An 18573-nucleotide genomic window follows, 5' to 3' on the forward strand; every position below is an offset into this window, starting at 1 on the left:
CGCCAATTGGCCCCGCCCTGAATATACCCACGGAAATTACCTCAGTCGGCGTCAGGCGCGGCCTTTTTCACCACGGCCGCCACCGGCCCCATCGAGAACCCCGCATCGCTGCGCCCCAGCTGCGGCGCATGCAGGCGCGAGATGTTGCCGTCGAAATAGAGCGCGCTGGGCAGCTTGAGGTAGTCGCGGAACAGGCTGCCGAACTGGTGGAAGGTCACCGCATTGCGTGAGATCGCAAACACCACCCGGCGGCCATCGGCGCTGGTGCCGACGCCGTTGCGCACGTAGTAGCTGTCCGAATCCGGCAGGAAGCGCGGATGCAGCTCGCCGCCAATCACCAGCATCGGGCCGGACTGGGTGGCATATTTGCATTCTGGCGTGGCCTTCTCGAAAGCCAGCGTCTCGATCACGTCGGCGCGGTCCTCGCGGATGCAGAAGACGCCATTGGGCAGCAGGCCGAAGTTGCCGGGCCCCGCATTGGTTATGAGCCGCATCTCCTGCGCGCCTTCCTCAACATAAAGGCCGACGGGCGCGCGGTCGCTATGGTACATGCCGGCATTGGTCGCAAAGGCCAGTTCCTTGCCTTCAGCCGCAAGCGCCTCCTCCAGGGTGGAGAAATGGCCATACACATCGTTCTCGCCATTGCGCAGGAACAGGCGCAGCTCCTCGCGTGCAGCATCCACCTCGCAGACCGAGTAACGGTTGCCGTCATAGGAGATGTCGCTGCACTCCACCGCGCCGGCTGCCGAAGGCGCGGCCCAAAGTGCGGCCAGCAGGAGAGCCGCCCTGCGGATCACTCTTCGGTATCGCGGCGCACCGCGTCCTGGTTCAGCATCCGGCGGGTGTCGTCCATCTGGTCGAAGGTTTCGTCCAGGCGGAAGCGCAGATCGGGGGTGAACTTCAGCCCCAGTTTCTTGCCGACCATGCGGCGCAGCTCGCTCTTGTTGCGGGCCAGAAGCTTCAGCACATCCTCCTGTCCCTTGCCGCCGAGCGGCAGCACAAAGGCGGTGGCGATCTTCAGGTCGGGCGAAGTGCGCACCTCGCCCACGGTGATCGACATGCGGTTGAGGTCGGGGTCATGCACATCGCCGCGCGCCAGCACCTCGGAGAGGGTGCGGCGGATCAGTTCGCCGACGCGAAGCTGACGCTGGGAGGGGCCGGGGCCCTCGTGGAATTTGTTCTTTGCCATATCCCCGATCTAAGACGGATCGGGGGCTTTGCCAAGCGCCCGCCGGCAGGCTAGGACAAAATCAAGCTAGCGGAAAGGATCGGGGCCAATGACGGAGAAACCAGGGATCGTGATCACCGGCGCATCGGGGCGCATGGGGCAGATGCTGATGAAAACGGTGCTGGAGAGCGGTAAGGCCACGCTCGCGGGCGCGGTGGAGCGTCCGGGCCACGAATGGGTCGGCCGCGACGCGGGCGAGATGATGGGCGGCCAGCCGGTGGGCGTCACCGTGAGCGATGACGCCGCCGCGGCCTTTGCGGGCGCGCAGGCGGTGATCGACTTCACCGCGCCGGAAGCGACGCTCGCCTTCTCCAAGCTCGCGGCTAAGGCTGGCGCCGTGCATGTGATCGGCACCACCGGCATGAGCGCGGAACAGATCGCCGGGCTGGCGCCCGCCGCCAAGAAGACGGCGATCGTCCGCGCGGGCAACATGAGCCTCGGCGTGAACCTTCTGGTTCAGCTGACCAAGAAGGTCGCCGCCGCGCTGGACGAAGATTTCGACATCGAAGTGATCGAGGGGCATCACCGCCACAAGGTGGATGCCCCCTCCGGTACCGCGCTGATGCTGGGCGAAGCGGCCGCCGAGGGCCGCGGCGTCAGGCTGGAGGACGTGCGCGATTCGGGCCGCGACGGCATCACCGGCGCCCGCAAACGCGGCGATATCGGCTTCGCTGCCATCCGCGGCGGCGACATCGTGGGCGAGCATGACGTGCTGTTCGCCGCCGCGGGTGAGCGCATCGTTCTCCGCCACCTCGCCACCGACCGCGCGATCTTTGCCCGCGGCGCGCTGAAGGCCGCGCTCTGGGGCCAGGGCAAGACGCCGGGGGAATATGACATGGTGGACGTGCTGGGGCTCTGAACCCTCCCGGAAAGCGGCCCCTGGCCGCTGCCTCCGGCGGGAGTATTTTCCGGCAAGATGACAGGGAGGGTGTCCGCTCTGTCATCTTGCTTCAAGTACTCCGGGGGTGAGCAGGCGAAGCCTGCGAGGGGGCAGCGCCCCTCATCACCGTTCAAAAGTCTATGGCGATGCCCTTTTTTTCCCAGTCGCCATAACGCGCCGGGTCTGGCCCGTCGCGCCCGCCCAACTCCTTGGGCAAGGGCTGTTCCGCCTCGGCGGCCTTGCGGCGGGCCTCGGCTTCGGCCAGGGCGCGCCGCGCGGCGGGCGGCAGGTCTTTGCGGTCGGGGGCGGTCTCGTCGCTCATCACGGGTTCCTTTATGCTCGCGCCATGATATATGCGCTTGCCTGGCGGGAACAAGCCGCGCCTGCCGCGCTTGAAGGAGTAGCCCCATGACCGATCACGCCCGCCACACGGCGCTTTACCTCCTCGACCAGGTGCTGGGCGAGGGCCGGCTGCTGGCGGAATGCTACGCGGGCGGCGCGCTGGAGAAGCTGGCGCCGGAGGACCGGGCGCGGGCGCAGCGGCTGGCGGCGGACACGCTGCGCAGCCTTGAACGGGCTGACCGCGTCCTGAAGAAACACCTGAAGAAGACCCCGCCGCTACCGGTGCTGAACGCATTGCGCCTTGGCACGGTGGAGCTGTGCGCGGGCGGCGCCGCGCATGGGGTGGTGAATGCGCTGGTGGCGATTGTCTCCAGGCACCGCCATCACGGGCAGCTCAAAGGGCTGGTCAATGCGGTTCTGCGCAAGGTGGCGCAGGAGGGGCCCGCGGAATGGGCCAAGCTGCGCATCCCCCGCCTGCCGAACTGGCTGCGAAAGCCGCTGGTGCAGGCCTGGGGCGCGGAGGCGATGCTGGCGATGGAGGCCGCGCATTACGCTGGCGCGCCGCTGGATCTGACCGTGAAGCCGGGCGCGGATCTCTCCGCGCTGGGCGGGGAGGTGCTGCCGACCGGCTCCGTGCGGCTGACGGATGCCGGGCAGGTGTCGGCGCTGCCGGGCTATCACGCTGGTGACTGGTGGGTGCAGGACGCAGCGGCGGCGCTGCCCGCGGGGCTGTTAAACGCGCAGCCAAGCGAAACGGTGCTCGACCTCTGCGCCGCGCCCGGCGGCAAGACGCTGCAGATGGCGGCCGCGGGCGCCGATGTCACCGCGGTGGATATCTCGCAGGGGCGCCTCACACGGCTGGAGGAGAACCTTGCCCGCACCGGGCTGAAGGCCGCACTGGTGGCAGGGGATGCGCTGGAACAGCAGGGCCAGTATGACGCCGTGCTGCTGGACGCGCCCTGTTCCGCCACCGGCACCATCCGCCGCCACCCGGACCTGCCGCACTCCAAGGACGGCAGCGCCTTCGGTGCCCTGATCGAGCTGCAGGCGCAGATGCTCGCCCATGCCTGGAGCCTGGTGAAGCCCGGCGGGCGGCTGGTTTTCTGCACCTGCTCGCTCTTGCCGGACGAGGGCGAATGCCACATCGAGGACGCGCTGGAGATGTTTCCGGACATGCAGGCCGGCAAGGACGCGCTGCGCGTGGCCGGTATCGAAGAAACCTGGATCACGCCCGAGGGCGGCTTGCGCCTGCGTCCCGACTTCTGGCCGGAGCGCGGCGGCATGGACGGGTTCTACATGGCGCTTTTGCACAAGAACGGCTGACGCCGCGGCGGCCCCCCGCCGGAGCGCGGTCCGGTCGGCATAACCCGGTGACTTGCCGCGCGCGCCGGGCTATGCTTCCGCCAAAACGCCCCAAGGCGTGAGGCAGCGAGCATGGCCAGACCCGACAACAGGATGCCCCACGGCAGCCGGTTCTTGAACCGGCTCTATGCCTGGCGCGCGCGCCGCCGGCCGGCCGCGACCGGCTTTGTCTCCCAGCCCGAGCCGCGCACCATCGGCAGCTATGCCCGCGGCCGCCAGCTGGTGGCGGGCAACCTCCTGTTTGCGGGCTACCTTGTCGAATCCACCGACACCGGGCTTTGGGAAGTCGCCGCCCCCGACGCGGCCTTCGATGCCGAGCGGCACGGCTTTGCCTGGCTTGACGATCTGGCCGCGGTGGGGGATCCGGCAGCGCGCGCGAAGGCGCAGAAATGGGTCTGGGGCTGGATTGGCCAGCATGGCCGCGGGCCGGGGCCGGGCTGGCTGCCGGACCTGACCGGCCGCCGGCTGATCCGCTGGATCAACCACGCACTGTTCCTGCTCGGCGGCACGGAAAAGCCCGAAAGCGATACCTTCTTCCGCTCCCTCGCGCAGCAGGCCTGGTTCCTGTCGCGCCGCTGGCAGGGCGCGGCTCCCGGGCTGCCGCGGTTTGAGGCGCTGGCCGGTCTGGTCTATGCGGGCCTCTCACTGGAGGGCTGCGAGGATCTTGCCGATCCGGCGATCAAGGCGCTGGCGGCGGAATGCACAAGCCAGATCGGCAGCGAAGGCGGCCTGCCGACCCGCAATCCCGAGGAGCTGCTGGACGTCTTCATGCTGCTCACCTGGGTCTGCGCCGCCCTCCATGAGGCGGGGCGCAGCCTGCCCAAGGCGCAGGCCTCCGCCATTGCCCGTATCGCGCCCACCCTGCGCACCCTGCGCCACAGCGACGGCGGCCTCGCGCGGTTCCACGGCGGCGGCCGCGGGCTGGAGGGGCGGCTCGATCATGCGCTGGCGGCCAGCCACGTGGCCGAGCGGCAGGCGGACGGGCTGGCGATGGGCTTCGCGCGGCTCTCGGCGCGGCGCACTTCGGTGATCGTGGATGCGGCGCCGCCGCCTGCGGGCGCGGCCTCGGGCAACGGCCATGCCTCCACGCTTGCGTTCGAGCTCACCTCCGGGCGGCGGCCGCTGGTGGTGAATTGCGGCTCCGGCGCGGCATTCGGAGTCGAATGGCGCCGCGCAGGCCGTTCCACGCCGTCGCATTCGACACTGTGCCTTGAGGGACAGTCCAGCGCCCGGCTGGCGCCGCCTGCCCGCGGCACCGGCTTCGAGGCGCTGGTGGATCCCCCCCAAAACGTGCCGCTGGAGCTGAGTGACAGCCACGAGGGCTTGCGCCTGGAGGCCGCGCACGATGGCTATGCTGCGCAGTTCGGCCTGACCCATGCGCGCAAGCTGGACCTTTCCTTCGACGGGCGCAAGCTGGCGGCGGAGGACATGCTGGTGGCGCTGGACGGCGCCGCACGCCAGCGTTTTGCCAGGGTGCGGGGTGCCAATCCCGAGGGCGGTCCCGCCTTCGATATCCGCTTGCATCTGCACCCGGAGGTGGATGCAGCCCTTGACTTGGGCGGCGCGGCAGTATCCATGGCGCTCAAGAGCGGGGAGATCTGGGTGTTCCGCCACGACGGCAGCTGCGATATGCGGCTGGAGCCGGGCGTCTACCTGGAGCAGACCCGCTTGAAGCCGCGTGCGGCAAAGCAGATCGTTCTCTCCGGGCGCGCCATCGGTTATGCCACGCGCGTCCGCTGGACGCTCAGCAAAACGCAGGAGACTGCGATTGCCGTGCGAGACCTGAACCGGGACGACCCCGAGACCTATGATTGAGCCTGCAAAGGACCGCCCTGACATGACCGACCTCCACCCCGTACGCCGTGCGCTGCTTTCCGTTTCCGACAAGACCGGCCTCATAGAGCTGGGCAAGGCGCTGGCCGCGCGCGGTGTCGAACTCTTGTCGACCGGCGGTTCCGCCAAGGCGCTACGCAAGGCGGGGCTCGAGGTGAAGGACGTCGCCGAAGTGACCGGCTTCCCCGAGATGATGGACGGCCGGGTGAAGACGCTGCACCCGATGGTGCATGGCGGTCTGCTGGCGCTGCGCGATAACGAAACCCACGTGGCCGCGATGAATGAGCATGGCATCGGCGCCATCGACCTGCTTGTGGTGAACCTCTACCCGTTCGAGGCGGCGCTGGCGCGCGGGGCCGCCTATGACGAGATGATCGAGAACATCGACATCGGCGGTCCGGCGATGATCCGCGCCGCGGCCAAGAACCATGCCTTCGTGAACGTGGTGACCGACGTTCTGGACTACGAGGCGCTGCTGGCCGAGCTGGACCAGAACGAGGGCCAGACTTCCTATGGTTTCCGCCAGCGGCTGGCCCAGAACGCCTATGCCCGGACTGCCGCCTATGACGCTGCGGTCTCGAACTGGATGGCCTCGGCGCTGGAGGAGAAGACCCCGCGCCGCCGCGCCTTTGCGGGCGAGCTGAAGCAGAGCCTGCGCTATGGCGAGAACAGCCACCAGGAAGCGGCATTCTACACCGATGGCTCGGGCCGACCGGGGGTGGCCACCGCGCTGCAGCTGCAGGGCAAGGAGCTCAGCTACAACAACATCAACGACACCGACGCGGCCTATGAGCTGGTGGCGGAGTTCGATCCGGCTGAGTGCGCCGCCGTCGCCATCATCAAGCACGCCAACCCCTGCGGCGTGGCCAAGGGCGCAACCCTGGCCGAGGCCTACCAGAAGGCGTTCGACTGCGACCGCACCTCCGCCTTTGGCGGCATCGTGGCGCTGAACCAGCCGCTTGACGCGGAAACCGCCGCTAAGATCACCGAGATCTTCACCGAAGTCGTAATTGCACCTGGCGCGTCGGAAGAGGCCAAGGGCATTTTCGCCGCCAAGAAGAACCTGCGCCTGCTGTTAACCGATGGCCTGCCGGACCCGCGCCAGCCGATCACTGCCTACAAGCAAGTGGCCGGCGGCATGCTGGTGCAGGACAAGGACGTGGGTCATGCCGGCATTGATGATCTCAAGGTGGTGACCGAAAAGGCGCCATCTGACGCCCAGATGCAGGACCTTCTGTTCGCCTGGAAGGTCGCCAAGCACGTAAAATCCAACGCCATCGTCTATGTGAAGGACAGTGCCACCGTTGGCGTCGGCGCGGGCCAGATGAGCCGGCTCGACAGCGCCAATGTGGCCGCGGCCAAGGCCGGCCGCATGGCGGCCGAGCTGGGCCTCAAGGAGAGCCTTGCCAAAGGCTGTGCGGTGGCGTCGGATGCCTTCTTCCCCTTCGCGGACGGGCTGCTGGAAGCGGCCGCCGCGGGCGGCGCCTGCGTGATCCAGCCGGGCGGGTCGATGCGCGACGAGGAGGTGATCAAGGCGGCCAACGACGCAGGGCTGGCCATGGTTTTCACCGGCATGCGCCACTTCCGCCACTAGGCAGGGCAGTTAACTCATGGCAGCGCGTTTGATGGTCTGGAGTGCCCTGGCCGCCTTTGTGGCGGATCAGGCGAGCAAATATCTGGTGGTCCACGCGATGGGGCTGGACCGGCTCCATCGCATCGACGTGCTGCCGCCGCTTCTGAACTTCCGCTATGGCGAGAACACAGGCATCAACTTCGGCCTGTTCGGCGGCGGTGACGAGGCGGCACGCTGGATTCTGATCGTCCTGTCGATTGTGATCTGCGCGGTGCTTGCGGGCTGGATCATCCGCCGCCGCAAGTCCGCCCGCGGCTTGCAGATTGCCGCCGGTCTGGTGATCGGCGGCGCGCTCGGCAATGTGGCGGACCGGCTGCTTTACGGCTATGTGCTGGACTTCCTCAACATGTCCTGCTGCGGCATCGTGAATCCTTTTGTTTTCAACGTCGCCGACATCGCCATTTTTGCCGGCGCGGCGGGGCTGATCCTGTTTGACGGGCGCACTAAAAAGCCGGCGTGACCTTCTCCGGCAAATACGGTAGAAGCGGTGCCGGGACAGGCCCGGGCTGAACGCCCGGCAGCAGGCAGGAGTGATGGGGCAATGCGGATTCGGTTTGGTGTGATTGTTCTGGCCGGCGCCTTGGCGGCCTCGGGCTGCGCGCAAAAGGGGCTGCGCGACCTGCGCAAGCCGGGCACCGGGCCGGATGAGTTCCTGATCCTGCCCGCCAAGCCGCTGGACGCGCCCGCAAGCTACAACAGCCTGCCGCCGCCGACACCGGGCGGCAGCAACATCACCGACCGCAACCCGCAGGCCGATGCGGTGGCTGCGTTGGGCGGCAACCCGTCCGCGATGGTGCCCGCCAGCAGTGCTCCGGCGCGCGACGGCGCCCTGGTCACCGCGGCCAGCCGCTATGGCGTGCAGCCCGCCGTGCGCGAGACCCTCGCCAGCGAGGACGCGGAGTTCCGCAAGCGCAACCGCGTGCTCACCCGGCTGAAGCTGTTCCCGGTCGACCGTTACGAGCAGCTCTACCGCCGCCAGTCGCTGGACGCCCAGGCCGAGACCGAGCGCTTCCGCCGCGCCGGCATCGAGACCCCGGCCGCGCCGCCGCCCGGCAGCGACTGAGCTTCACATCTGCGCCAGCCCGGCTTGTGCAGCGTGATCCGCAGGTTAGGTTGACGCCAAACCGTTTCCGCCCTCCGGCCCGTCCCCGGCCCGCCGGACGGCGGGTTTTGTTTTCCGCCCCGGCCAGGCCGCGGGCAAAAAGACTGGAGGATGCCGCATGATCCGCAGGATCACCTTGGCTGCCGCGATGCTGGCCGCCGTCCTCGCCACCCCCTTCGCTGCCAGCCTGGCCACCGCGGCCCGGGCCGCGGAGGCTGCTGAGGCTTCGGCCGGGCCGGAGGTCACGGATTTCTTCCTGGACAATGGCATGCAGGTGGTGGTGATCGAGGATCACCGCGTACCGGTGGTGCAGCATATGGTCTGGTACCGCGCCGGTGCCGCCGATGAGCCGCCGGGCCAGTCCGGCGTTGCACATTATCTGGAGCATCTGCTGTTTAAGGGCACGGAAAAGCTCGCCCCGGGCGAACTGTCTGCAACGGTGCGTGCCAATGGCGGCCAGGACAACGCCTTCACCAGCTACGATTACACCGCCTATTTCCAGCGCGTCGCCGCCGACCGGCTGGAGCTGATGATGCAGATGGAAAGCGACCGCATGGTCAACCTCCAGCTGGGCGAGGAGGATATCGCGACCGAGCGCCAGGTGATCCTGGAGGAGCGCAACCAGCGCACCGACAACGACCCCGCCGCGCTGTTCCGCGAGCAGCTGAGGGCGGTGCAGTACCACAACCACCGCTACGGCCAGCCGGTGATCGGCTGGCGCCACGAAATGGAAGCGCTGGATATGGAGGACGCGCTGTCCTTCTACGGCACCTATTATGCGCCCAACAACGCGATCCTGGTGGTTGCGGGTGACGTGCAGCCGGAAGAGGTGCGCGCGCTGGCGGAAAATTACTACGGCAGCATCCCCGCCAACCCGGACCTGCCCGAACGCTTCCGCAGCCAGGAGCCGCCGCAGACTGCGGCGCGGCGGATGACCTTCAAGGACCCGCGCGTCGCACAGCCTTATGTGCAGCGCTCCTACCTTGCGCCCGAACGCGACAGCGGCGCGCAGGAGAAGGCGGCGGCGCTATACCTGCTGGCCGAGCTTCTGGGCGGCGGCAATACTTCTTACCTCGCCAATGCGCTGCAATTCGACCAGCAGACCGCGGTCTACACCGGCGCCTTCTATTCCAGCGTGTCGCTGGACGCCACCACCTTCACCTTCCTGGTGGTGCCCGCCGAAGGCGTGGAGATGGCGGAGGCCGAGGCGGCGCTGGATGCCGCCCTGGCCCGCTTCCTGGAGGGCGGCGTGGATTTGGCCCAGCTCGACCGGATCAAGCTGCAGCTGCGCGCTTCCGAGATCTACGACCGCGACAATGTGAACGGTATCGCCAACCGCTATGGCCAGGCGCTGACCTCCGGCCTCACGGTGGAGGATGTGCAGGCCTGGCCGCAGACCCTGCAATCCGTGACCGCGGACGAAATCATCGCCGCCGCCCGCGAGGTGCTGCGCCCCGAGGTTTCGGTCACGGGCTGGATGATGCGCAGCGAGGAGGTGACCCAATGACCCTGCTGAACCCGCTGAAATTTATCGCTGCGGCGCTGGCCGCCTGTTTCCTCGCGCTGCCCGCCTGGGCCGAGATCGAGATCGAGGAAGTGACCTCTCCCGGCGGCATCACCGCATGGCTGGTGGAGGATCACTCGATCCCCTTCACCGCGCTGGAAGTCCGTTTCCGCGGCGGCACGTCGCTCGATGCGCCGGACAAGCAGGGCGCAGTCTACCTGATGACCGCGCTGCTGGAAGAGGGTGCGGGCAGCCTGCGCGCGCAGGACTACGCCCGCGCGGTGGAATCGCTGGCGGCGGGTTTTGCCTTTGATGCCGACAAGGACATGGTCTCGGTCTCCGCCCGCTTTCTCAGCGAAAACCGGGACGAAGCGGTGCAGCTCCTGCGCCAGACCCTGTTCGAGCCGCGCTTTGACCAGGACGCGCTGGACCGGGTGCGGGCGCAGATCCTTGCGGGCCTGCGTTCGGACGCCAAGGATCCCAACCACATCGCCGGCCAGGCCTTCAACCGGCTTGCCTATGGCGACCACCCCTATGCCCGAGATGGCAAGGGCACGGTGGAGAGCGTCTCGAAGCTTGACCGGCAGGATGTCTTTGCCGCCCATGACGCGGTCTTTGCCCGCGACCGGCTATATGTCAGCGCAGTGGGCGACATCACCGCCGGGGAGCTCGGCACGCTGCTCGACGATCTGCTGACCGGGCTGCCCGAGGAAGGCGCGCCGATTCCGGCGCCCGCCGAGGTTACCATTCCCGGCGGTGTCACCGTGGTGGATTTCGACACGCCCCAGTCGGTTGCGGTCTTCGGCCAGGAGGGGATCGAGCGTGAGCACCCGGATTTCTTCACCGCTTACGTGATGAACCAGATCCTCGGCGGCGGCTCCTTCGACAGCCGCCTGATGAGCGAGGTGCGCGAGAAGCGCGGGCTCACTTACGGTGTCTATACCTACCTGCTGCCGCGCGATCTGGCGGCGGTCTACATGGGCTCGGTTGCCTCCGATAACACCAAGATGGCCGAGGCGGTGGAGGTGATCCGGCAGGAATGGCGGCGCATGGCGGAGGAGGGCGTCACCGGCAAGGAGCTGCTGGATGCCAAGACCTATCTGACCGGCGCCTATCCCCTGCGTTTCGACGGCAACGGCCGCATCGCCTCAATCCTGGCGGGGATGCAGATGGACGGCCTGCCGATTGACTATGTGGAGACCCGCAACGGCAAGGTCGAGGCGGTGACGCTGGAGGATGTGAACAGCTTCGCCGCCCGTTTCCTGCAGCCCGACGGGCTGCAATTCGTGGTGACGGGCCGCCCGGAGGGGCTGGCGGCCGGCAATTGACCGGGCCGCCGCTGGCGGCGGCGCCTGCCAGGCCGGGCGCTGCTGCCCGCCGCTGCGGCCTGCGCTTTCCCTTTCAATCTGACGCGAAGTGATGTATGGGCGGGCCTGTCTGAGACGATGTGCCCGGGGCCCTGGCACGCGAAAGAAAGATAGATAGGGCCGGCGGCAATGGGGCCGCCATATGCAAACGGGAGACCCGGGATCCGCCCGGGAGCGCTCCCACTTAGGATGCTGAAATGTTCAACGTTACGAAGAAATCAATGCAGTGGGGCGAAGAAACGCTCACGCTGGAGACCGGCAAGGTCGCCCGTCAGGCGGACGGCTCCGTCATCGCCACCCTCGGCGAAACCTCGGTGATGGCCAACGTCACCTTCGCGAGGGAGCAAAAGCCCGGGCAGGACTTCTTCCCCCTGACCGTGCACTACCAGGAAAAATACTATGCTGCGGGCAAGGTGCCCGGCGGCTTCTTCAAGCGTGAAGCGCGCCCGACCGAAAAAGAAACCCTGACCGCGCGCCTGATCGACCGTCCGATCCGCCCGCTGTTCGTCCCCGGCTTCAAGAACGAAGTGCTGGTGATGTGCACGGTGCTGAGCCATGACCTGGTCAACGACCCCGACATGGTTGCGATGATCGCCGCTTCGGCAGCGCTGACGCTCTCCGGCGCGCCCTTCATGGGCCCGATTGCCGGTGCGCGCGTCGGCTATGAAGGCGGCGAATACGTGCTGAACCCGACCGTCGACGACATGCAGGACCTGCGCCTCAACCCCGAGCAGCGTCTGGACCTGGTCGTGGCCGGCACCAAGAACGCCGTGATGATGGTCGAATCGGAAGCTTACGAGCTGTCCGAGGCGGAAATGCTCGGTGCCGTGAAATTTGCGCATGAGCAGATCCAGCCGGTGATCGACCTGATCATCTCGCTGGCCGAAGAAGCCGCCAAAGAGCCCTTCGACTTCACCCCGCCGGATTATTCCGCGCTGTACGAGGCCGTGAAGGCCGCCGGTGAAACCGACATGCGCGCCGCCTTCGCGATCACCGACAAGCAGGAGCGCACCGCCGCTGTTGCCTTCGCCCGCGAAACCATCAAGAACGCGCTCACCGAAGAGCAGCTGGAAGATGCGAACCTCGGCTCCGCCCTGAAGAAGCTCGAAGCCAGCATCCTGCGCGGCGACGTGGTCAAGGGCGGCAAGCGGATCGACGGCCGCGACACCGCCACCGTGCGCCCGATCGTGGCCGAAACCGGCCTTCTGCCGCGCACCCACGGCTCGGCACTGTTCACCCGCGGCGAGACCCAGGGCCTGGTCGTGACCACGCTGGGCACCGGCGATGACGAGCAGTTCATCGATGCGCTGCACGGCAACTTCAAGTCCAACTTCCTGCTGCATTACAACTTCCCGCCCTATTCGGTTGGCGAAGTGGGCCGCGTGGGCCCTCCGGGCCGCCGCGAGATCGGCCACGGCAAGCTGGCCTGGCGCGCGCTGCAGGCGGTGCTGCCGGCCCCGACCGACTTCCCTTACACCATCCGTCTGGTCTCCGAGATCACCGAATCGAACGGCTCCTCCTCGATGGCGTCGGTCTGCGGCGGCTCGCTGTCGATGATGGATGCGGGCGTGCCGCTGAAGGCGCCGGTTGCCGGCGTTGCGATGGGCCTGATCCTGGAAGATGACGGCTCCTACGCGGTGCTGACCGACATCCTGGGCGACGAGGACCACCTCGGCGACATGGACTTCAAGGTTGCGGGCACCGAAAACGGCATCACCTCGCTGCAGATGGACATCAAGGTCGCGGGCATCACCCCCGAGATCATGGAGAAAGCCCTGGCCCAGGCCAAGGACGGCCGGATGCACATCCTGGCCGAGATGGGCAAGGCGCTGTCCGAAACCGCCGAGTTCTCGGTGCACGCCCCGCGCATCGAAACCATGCAGATCCCGACCGACAAGATCCGTGAAGTGATCGGCTCGGGCGGCAAGGTGATCCGCGAGATCGTAGAAACCTCCGGCGCCAAGGTCGACATCAACGACGATGGCGTGATCAAGATCGCCTCCTCCGACGGCGAAGCCATCAAGCGCGCCTACGAGATGATCCACTCGATCGTCGCAGAACCGGAAGAGGGCCAAGTCTACACCGGCAAGGTCGTGAAGATCGTCGATTTCGGCGCCTTCGTGAACTTCTTCGGCAAGCGCGACGGCCTGGTGCACGTCTCCCAGATCGAGAACCGCCGCCTGAACCATCCTTCCGACGTGCTGAAGGAAGGCCAGGAAGTGAAGGTCAAGCTGCTCGGCTTCGACGACCGCGGCAAGGTCCGCCTGTCGATGAAAGTCGTGGATCAGGAGACCGGCGAAGAGATCGCCGCCGAGAAGAAGGAGCAGGCAGAGGGCTGAGCCCCGCCTGACCGCACATGGACAGCCCGGGGCGCGCGCAATTCGCGCCCCGGGTTCTTCAATTTCTGCCGGACCGTTTCTGGAGCCTTTAATGACGCCCCCTGTCACGATCATTACGGTGACCTACAATTCAGCCGCCGTTGCAGGGAATCTTCTGCGCTCGATCCCCTCCGGGATGCCCTGCATCCTTGTCGACAACGCCTCGGCAGACGCGGAGTCCATGCGGGCGTTGGCGCAAGAGCATGGCGCCGAATTCATTGCAAACGCGGAAAACGCCGGGTTCGGGCCGGCCTGCAACCAGGGCGCAGCGCGGGCGGATACCGAATTCCTGTTCTTCGTGAATCCCGACGCGGAGCTGTTCGAGGATACCATCGCTCGGCTGCTCGCCGCCGCCGAAGCCCATCCGGACGCATCGGCCTTCAACACCCGGGTGCTCAAGGGGGACGGCTCGCTGTTCTTCAAGCGCCGGAGCAAGCTGATTCCCAGATCGCTCTGGCTCGGCCGCGAGGCCGCGCAGCGGGATGCCGAGGTGCCGGTGCTGTCGGGCGGCGCGATGATGGTGCGCCGCGATGCCTTCAGGCAGGTAGGCGGTTTCGACCCCCGCATCTTTCTGTTTCACGAGGACGACGATCTCAGCCTGCGCCTGAAGCAGCACTGCGGCCCGCTGCGCTATGTGCATGGTGCGCGGGTGCGCCATCTGCTTGGGCATTCGACCGAGCGCTCGGCCCGGACTGCCGCGCTCAAGGCCTGGTACATGGGCCAGTCCCGCGTCTACGCCGCCCGCAAGCACGGCCAGCGCTTCGGGTTCCTGCGCGCGCTTGCCGAAGCCGTTCTGCAACTGATTTCGCCGCTCAACCTCTTCTCGGCGCGCAAGCGGGCGAAGGCCTGGTACTACCTGCGCGCGGTGCTCAGCAGCCCGGGCCGGCAGACCGCCGACCGCCCGCCGCCCTGGAGCTGAAAGCCGTTCGCTTGTCAGCGTGCGAAGATCCGGTACGCCATGGAAAGACGATCAGAGGCCCGAAAATGAAACTGCCCCCGCTTTGGAAAGTTGCCCGTGAGTTGAAACGGCCATTCACTCAGCTGCCAGCCTTGCCCGGGCGGATGGGGTCGCTATTTTTTGGAGCCAGATACTACGACATGGTGCTGGCCCGCCAAATCCGGACCACTGCCGGCCGCCTGCCCTGCGGCACCCGTGTCGCTATCTATCTGATATACCCGCAGGGCGGGCTGCTGCCTAGCCACAGGCTGGCGCTCGACTATATGCGCGAGAACGGCTACGCGCCGCTTGTGGTCTCCAACCTTCCGCTCGGTGGGGAAGACATGGCCTATCTGCAGGACAACAGCTGGCGTGTGATTGAGCGCCCCAATGTCGGCTATGACTTCGGCGGCTACCGCGACGGGTTCTTGTCGATCTCCGATGCAGTTTATGGTCTCGAACGCGTGGTTTTCCTCAACGACTCCAGCTGGTTCCCGCTGCCTGGATCCCGGAACTGGCTAAAGGAGGCCGAAGGGCTGGGTGTGGACTATGCCGCCGCTGCCACCAGTTTCGGTATTCCTCGGGTGAAGCCGGATCAATACCAGCTGGTTCAGTGGGACTACGACCCCGGTCTGCGCAATTTTCACTACGGCTCGTACGCGATTTCCGTCGGAGCTGGCATGCTGGGCGATGCGCGTTACGAGCGGTACTGGCGGAGCTACCCGCTGACAAAGGAAAAGAACAAGGTCGTGCGGCGAGGTGAGATCGGTATGACGCGCTTTGCGCTGAAACACGGCTTCAGCCATGGTGCGACCTATGACATCCGCAGTCTGCCGGGGGTGTTGCAAAATTGTTCCGACGCTGAGATCAACGCCTACGCCCGCTCGTTGAATTTCCTGGACGACTTTCCGAGCAAAGCGCTGATGGACCGGGTGCTGCCCGGGCTTGACGCCGAGCGCTCACGGCAGGATCGTGAAACTCTAATCAGTCTGATGCTTGCGACCGCCGCCCGGATCGGTGTCAGCTACGTGCTGCCGAAACTGCTCTACGACAAGCATGGGTTCCCTTTCCTCAAAAAGTCGCTGGTGTCGGTCAACAAAGAAAATTCGGACCGGATCACGGAGTTTGCTGAAGCACTGGACGGGCCTGACGGCGCGGTTATCCGCGAGGAGATCGCCCAGATCCGGCAGCGAAAGGGCTACTAGGCAGCTTGGATCCGGCGATTGCCGCGCCTTTTCCGCGTGATCTTGCAACAGTGCTGCGCCGGGGGCCCGGCGCAGCACTGCTGTTTTCCTCCTTACTCCGGCGCCTTGGTCTTGCGCAGGTAGGGGAAGATGGTCTCGAACTCGCCGAATTTTTCCTTCGCTTCCTCGTTCGACACGGAGGGCGGGATGATCACGTCCTCGCCCGGGCGCCAGTCGGCCGGGGTGGCCACGCCCTTGGCCGACATCTGCAGCCCGTCCAGCGCGCGCAGCACCTCGGCAAAATTGCGCCCTACCGTCATCGGGTAGGTCATCGACAGCTTCAACTGCTTGTCCGGCCCGATGATGAAAACCGAACGCACGGTGGCGCTGTCGGCGGGAGTGCGCCCGTCCGGCAGATAGGCTTCGGCCGGCAGCATGTCGAAGGCCTTGGAGACCGCCAGCCCGTCATCGGCGATGATCGGGAAGCCGGGTTCGGCCTTGCCGTAGGATTCGATGTCCTTCTTCCATTTGCGGTGGTCCTCGGCGCTGTCGACTGAGACGCCGATCACCTTGGTGTTGCGCTTTGCCCAATCCTCGCTCAGCTGCGCCACGGCCGAAAATTCGGTGGTGCAGACCGGAGTGAAGTCCTTGGGGTGGGAAAACAGGATCGCCCAGTTGTCGCCGATCCAGTCATGGAAGGTGATGGTGCCCTGATCGGTTTCCGCAGTGAAATCGGGAACCACGTCGTTGATCCGCAAACCCATGGCTATGTCCTCCTTGTCAGGTTGTTAAGAGCCGCCTTGGCCGCTGCTCAGGTGCTCGGCCGCAACGTTACAGCCCCGGCGCCGGGATGCCACGTAAAATTGCGCTGGCGGCTCGCTTCCGCGCTGCCCGCGGCGGCGCTCCGCCGGGCGTTCCGGACCGCCCGGGAATTTGATCAAATTCCCAGGCGATACCCCCTTGCCCCCCATCGGACCGGGTGACACAGTACCCGCGACACCGGCCGGACGGCTGGCAAGGATGTCTCATTTGGGAGAACCGGCATGATCGAGAAACGCGACTTTTACATCAACGGCCAGTGGACCGCCCCGGCCGAAGCCCGCGACCACCAGGTGATCAACCCCTCCACCGAGGAGCCCTGCGCGGTTATCTCGCTGGGCGGCGAGGCCGACACCAACGCCGCCGTGGCCGCCGCCAAAGCCGCGCTGCCGGGCTGGATGGCAACGCCTCCTGCCGAACGTATCGCGCTGGTCGAGAAGCTGATCGGAATTTACGAATCGCGCTCCGAGGATCTGGCCCAGGCGATGTCGATGGAAATGGGCGCGCCGATCGATATGGCGCGCACCTCGCAGGCGGGCGCGGGCAGCTGGCACCTGCAGAACTTCATCAAGGCCGCGAAGGAATTCCAGTTTGAGGCGCCGCTCGGCGATCACGCCCCGAACGACCGCATCATCCACGAGGCGGTGGGTGTCGCGGCGCTGATCACGCCCTGGAACTGGCCGATGAACCAGATCACCCTGAAGGTTGGCGCTGCCGCGGTGGCGGGCTGCACCATGGTGCTGAAACCGTCGGAGGAAAGCCCGCTCAACGCGATGATCTTTGCCGAGATGATGGACGAGGCGGGCTTCCCCAAGGGTGTCTTCAACCTGGTCAACGGCGACGGCCCCGGCGTCGGCACCCAGCTCTCGGGCCACCCGGACGTGGACATGGTCTCCTTCACCGGCTCGACCCGCGCAGGCACCGCGATCTCGCGCAACGCGGCGGAGACGCTGAAGAAGGTGCATCTGGAGCTTGGCGGCAAGGGCGCCAACGTGATCTTCGAGGATGCGGACGAAAAGGCGGTGAAGCGGGGCGTGCTGCACATGATGCAGAACACCGGCCAGAGCTGCAACGCGCCGAGCCGGATGCTGGTGCAGAAGGGCATCTATGACCGCGTGGTGAGCGAAGCAGCCGAGATCGCCGCCAAGGTCGAGGTCGGCCCGGCATCGAAAGAAGGCCGCCACATCGGTCCGGTGGTGAATGAGCTGCAGTGGAACAAGATCCAGGACCTGATCCAGAAGGGCATCGACGAAGGTGCGCGGCTCGTTGCGGGCGGCACCGGGCGGCCCGACGGGCTCAACAAGGGCTTCTTCGTGAAGCCCACCGTGTTTGCCGATGTGAACAACCAGATGACCGTCGCGCGCGAGGAGATCTTCGGCCCGGTGCTGGCGATCCTGCCGTTCGAGAGCGAGGAAGAGGCGGTGGAGATCGCCAATGACACGCCCTACGGGCTGACTAACTACGTGCAGACCCAGGACGGTGCCCGCGCCAACCGCATGGCCCGCGCGCTGCGCTCCGGGATGGTGGAGATGAACGGCAAATCGCGCTCGGCGGGTTCCCCCTTCGGCGGCATGAAACAGTCCGGCAATGGCCGCGAGGGCGGCAAATGGGGCATCGAGGACTTCCTCGAGGTGAAGGCTGTCGGCGGCTGGGCGGCGGAGTAAGCATTTTGAGGTGTAACCATGGTTTGAGGCCATGGGATGACGCCATGGAGAGCCGCCTTTCGGGGCGGCTTTTTTTGGCTGGCGTGTCACCGGCGGCCGGGGGGCTCCCGCGCCTGCCCGCTCCCCGGCTTTGCCGGGCCGCCCGCAGACTTGGGCCGGGCCCGGGCTGCGCCCGGGCGGGAAGACCTGCTGAGAGGCGCTTGAGCGGCAAGTCCGCCTCTCAGGCGCCTGTGCGAGCTTTGAGGCGGCCTGCCGCGCTTCAAGGGTAAACGGCGCGTGCCGCGGGGCCGCTCCGCGGCCCTTGACCCGCGGCAGGCCTTCCGGGGCGGGTGGAGGCGGC

The 18573-nt window shown here is 66.6% G+C and carries 16 protein-coding genes; 12 read left to right on the top strand and 4 right to left on the bottom strand.

Features of this window, described 5'->3' with window-relative positions; genetic code table 11:
- Positions 1 to 41: 41 nt before the first annotated feature.
- Both ACOHX0_RS12875 and rbfA read right to left on the bottom strand, forming a co-directional pair.
- Positions 42 to 797 carry a phosphodiester glycosidase family protein gene (locus tag ACOHX0_RS12875; protein WP_420677245.1) on the bottom strand — a complete coding sequence of 252 codons (756 nt, stop codon included), beginning with the start codon at positions 795 to 797 and terminating at the stop codon, positions 42 to 44.
- On the bottom strand, positions 794 to 1189 hold the full coding sequence (gene rbfA, locus ACOHX0_RS12880) for a 30S ribosome-binding factor RbfA (RefSeq protein WP_420677247.1): 396 nt from the start codon (positions 1187 to 1189) through the stop codon (positions 794 to 796). The genes ACOHX0_RS12875 and rbfA overlap by 4 nt, the downstream gene beginning before the upstream one ends.
- An 88-nt stretch (positions 1190 to 1277) precedes the next feature.
- On the opposite strand from rbfA, the gene dapB reads away from it, so the two are divergent.
- Positions 1278 to 2087 carry a 4-hydroxy-tetrahydrodipicolinate reductase gene (dapB, locus tag ACOHX0_RS12885; RefSeq protein ID WP_420677249.1) on the top strand — a complete coding sequence of 270 codons (810 nt, stop codon included), beginning with the start codon at positions 1278 to 1280 and terminating at the stop codon, positions 2085 to 2087.
- A gap of 151 nt (positions 2088 to 2238) precedes the next feature.
- Here the strand turns inward: dapB and ACOHX0_RS12890 are convergent, their stop codons facing one another.
- Entirely contained in the window at positions 2239 to 2430 is a 192-nt protein-coding gene (locus tag ACOHX0_RS12890) for a DUF1674 domain-containing protein (protein WP_420677250.1), read from the bottom strand.
- 86 nt (positions 2431 to 2516) lie between these two features.
- Between ACOHX0_RS12890 and ACOHX0_RS12895 the strand changes: the two genes are divergently transcribed.
- The 10 genes from ACOHX0_RS12895 (at position 2517) to ACOHX0_RS12940 (ending at position 15771) form a co-directional block, all read left to right on the top strand.
- Positions 2517 to 3773, top strand: a complete 1257-nt coding sequence (locus ACOHX0_RS12895) for an RsmB/NOP family class I SAM-dependent RNA methyltransferase (RefSeq protein WP_420677251.1) — start codon at positions 2517 to 2519, stop codon at positions 3771 to 3773.
- A 111-nt stretch (positions 3774 to 3884) separates the two neighbouring features.
- Complete coding sequence (locus tag ACOHX0_RS12900; protein ID WP_420677252.1) at positions 3885 to 5627, top strand: heparinase II/III family protein; 1743 nt, start codon at positions 3885 to 3887, stop codon at positions 5625 to 5627.
- Positions 5628 to 5649: 22 nt separating this feature from the next.
- Positions 5650 to 7239: a bifunctional phosphoribosylaminoimidazolecarboxamide formyltransferase/IMP cyclohydrolase gene (purH, locus tag ACOHX0_RS12905; RefSeq protein ID WP_420677254.1), complete on the top strand. Its 1590-nt coding sequence runs from the start codon at positions 5650 to 5652 to the stop codon at positions 7237 to 7239.
- Between the two features lie 16 nt (positions 7240 to 7255).
- Entirely contained in the window at positions 7256 to 7738 is a 483-nt protein-coding gene (lspA, locus tag ACOHX0_RS12910; protein ID WP_420677255.1) for a signal peptidase II, read from the top strand.
- Between the two features lie 81 nt (positions 7739 to 7819).
- Positions 7820 to 8341: a DUF3035 domain-containing protein gene (locus ACOHX0_RS12915; RefSeq protein ID WP_420677257.1), complete on the top strand. Its 522-nt coding sequence runs from the start codon at positions 7820 to 7822 to the stop codon at positions 8339 to 8341.
- Positions 8342 to 8498: 157 nt separating this feature from the next.
- Positions 8499 to 9887: a M16 family metallopeptidase gene (locus ACOHX0_RS12920; protein ID WP_420677259.1), complete on the top strand. Its 1389-nt coding sequence runs from the start codon at positions 8499 to 8501 to the stop codon at positions 9885 to 9887.
- 5 nt (positions 9888 to 9892) lie between these two features.
- Positions 9893 to 11212, top strand: coding sequence for a M16 family metallopeptidase (locus tag ACOHX0_RS12925; RefSeq protein ID WP_420677318.1), 1320 nt, complete (start codon positions 9893 to 9895; stop codon positions 11210 to 11212).
- A 236-nt stretch (positions 11213 to 11448) separates the two neighbouring features.
- Positions 11449 to 13590: a polyribonucleotide nucleotidyltransferase gene (pnp, locus tag ACOHX0_RS12930; protein WP_420677260.1), complete on the top strand. Its 2142-nt coding sequence runs from the start codon at positions 11449 to 11451 to the stop codon at positions 13588 to 13590.
- Between the two features lie 91 nt (positions 13591 to 13681).
- A complete protein-coding gene (locus ACOHX0_RS12935; protein WP_420677261.1) occupies positions 13682 to 14548 on the top strand; it encodes a glycosyltransferase family 2 protein in 867 nt (288 codons plus the stop codon).
- A gap of 65 nt (positions 14549 to 14613) precedes the next feature.
- The gene (locus ACOHX0_RS12940) at positions 14614 to 15771 is read left to right on the top strand and encodes a rhamnan synthesis F family protein (RefSeq protein WP_420677262.1); all 1158 of its coding nucleotides are present in this window, start codon (positions 14614 to 14616) and stop codon (positions 15769 to 15771) included.
- A 92-nt stretch (positions 15772 to 15863) separates the two neighbouring features.
- On the opposite strand, the gene ACOHX0_RS12945 is transcribed toward ACOHX0_RS12940, so the two are convergent.
- Positions 15864 to 16514: a peroxiredoxin gene (locus ACOHX0_RS12945; protein ID WP_420677263.1), complete on the bottom strand. Its 651-nt coding sequence runs from the start codon at positions 16512 to 16514 to the stop codon at positions 15864 to 15866.
- Positions 16515 to 16793: 279 nt separating this feature from the next.
- Between ACOHX0_RS12945 and ACOHX0_RS12950 the strand changes: the two genes are divergently transcribed.
- A complete protein-coding gene (locus tag ACOHX0_RS12950) occupies positions 16794 to 18233 on the top strand; it encodes an aldehyde dehydrogenase family protein (RefSeq protein ID WP_420677264.1) in 1440 nt (479 codons plus the stop codon).
- The last annotated feature ends 340 nt before the right edge of the window (positions 18234 to 18573 follow it).

It is taken from the genome of Cribrihabitans pelagius (genome assembly GCF_048820915.1).
Taxonomy (GTDB): Bacteria; Pseudomonadota; Alphaproteobacteria; order Rhodobacterales; family Rhodobacteraceae; genus Cribrihabitans_A; species Cribrihabitans_A pelagius.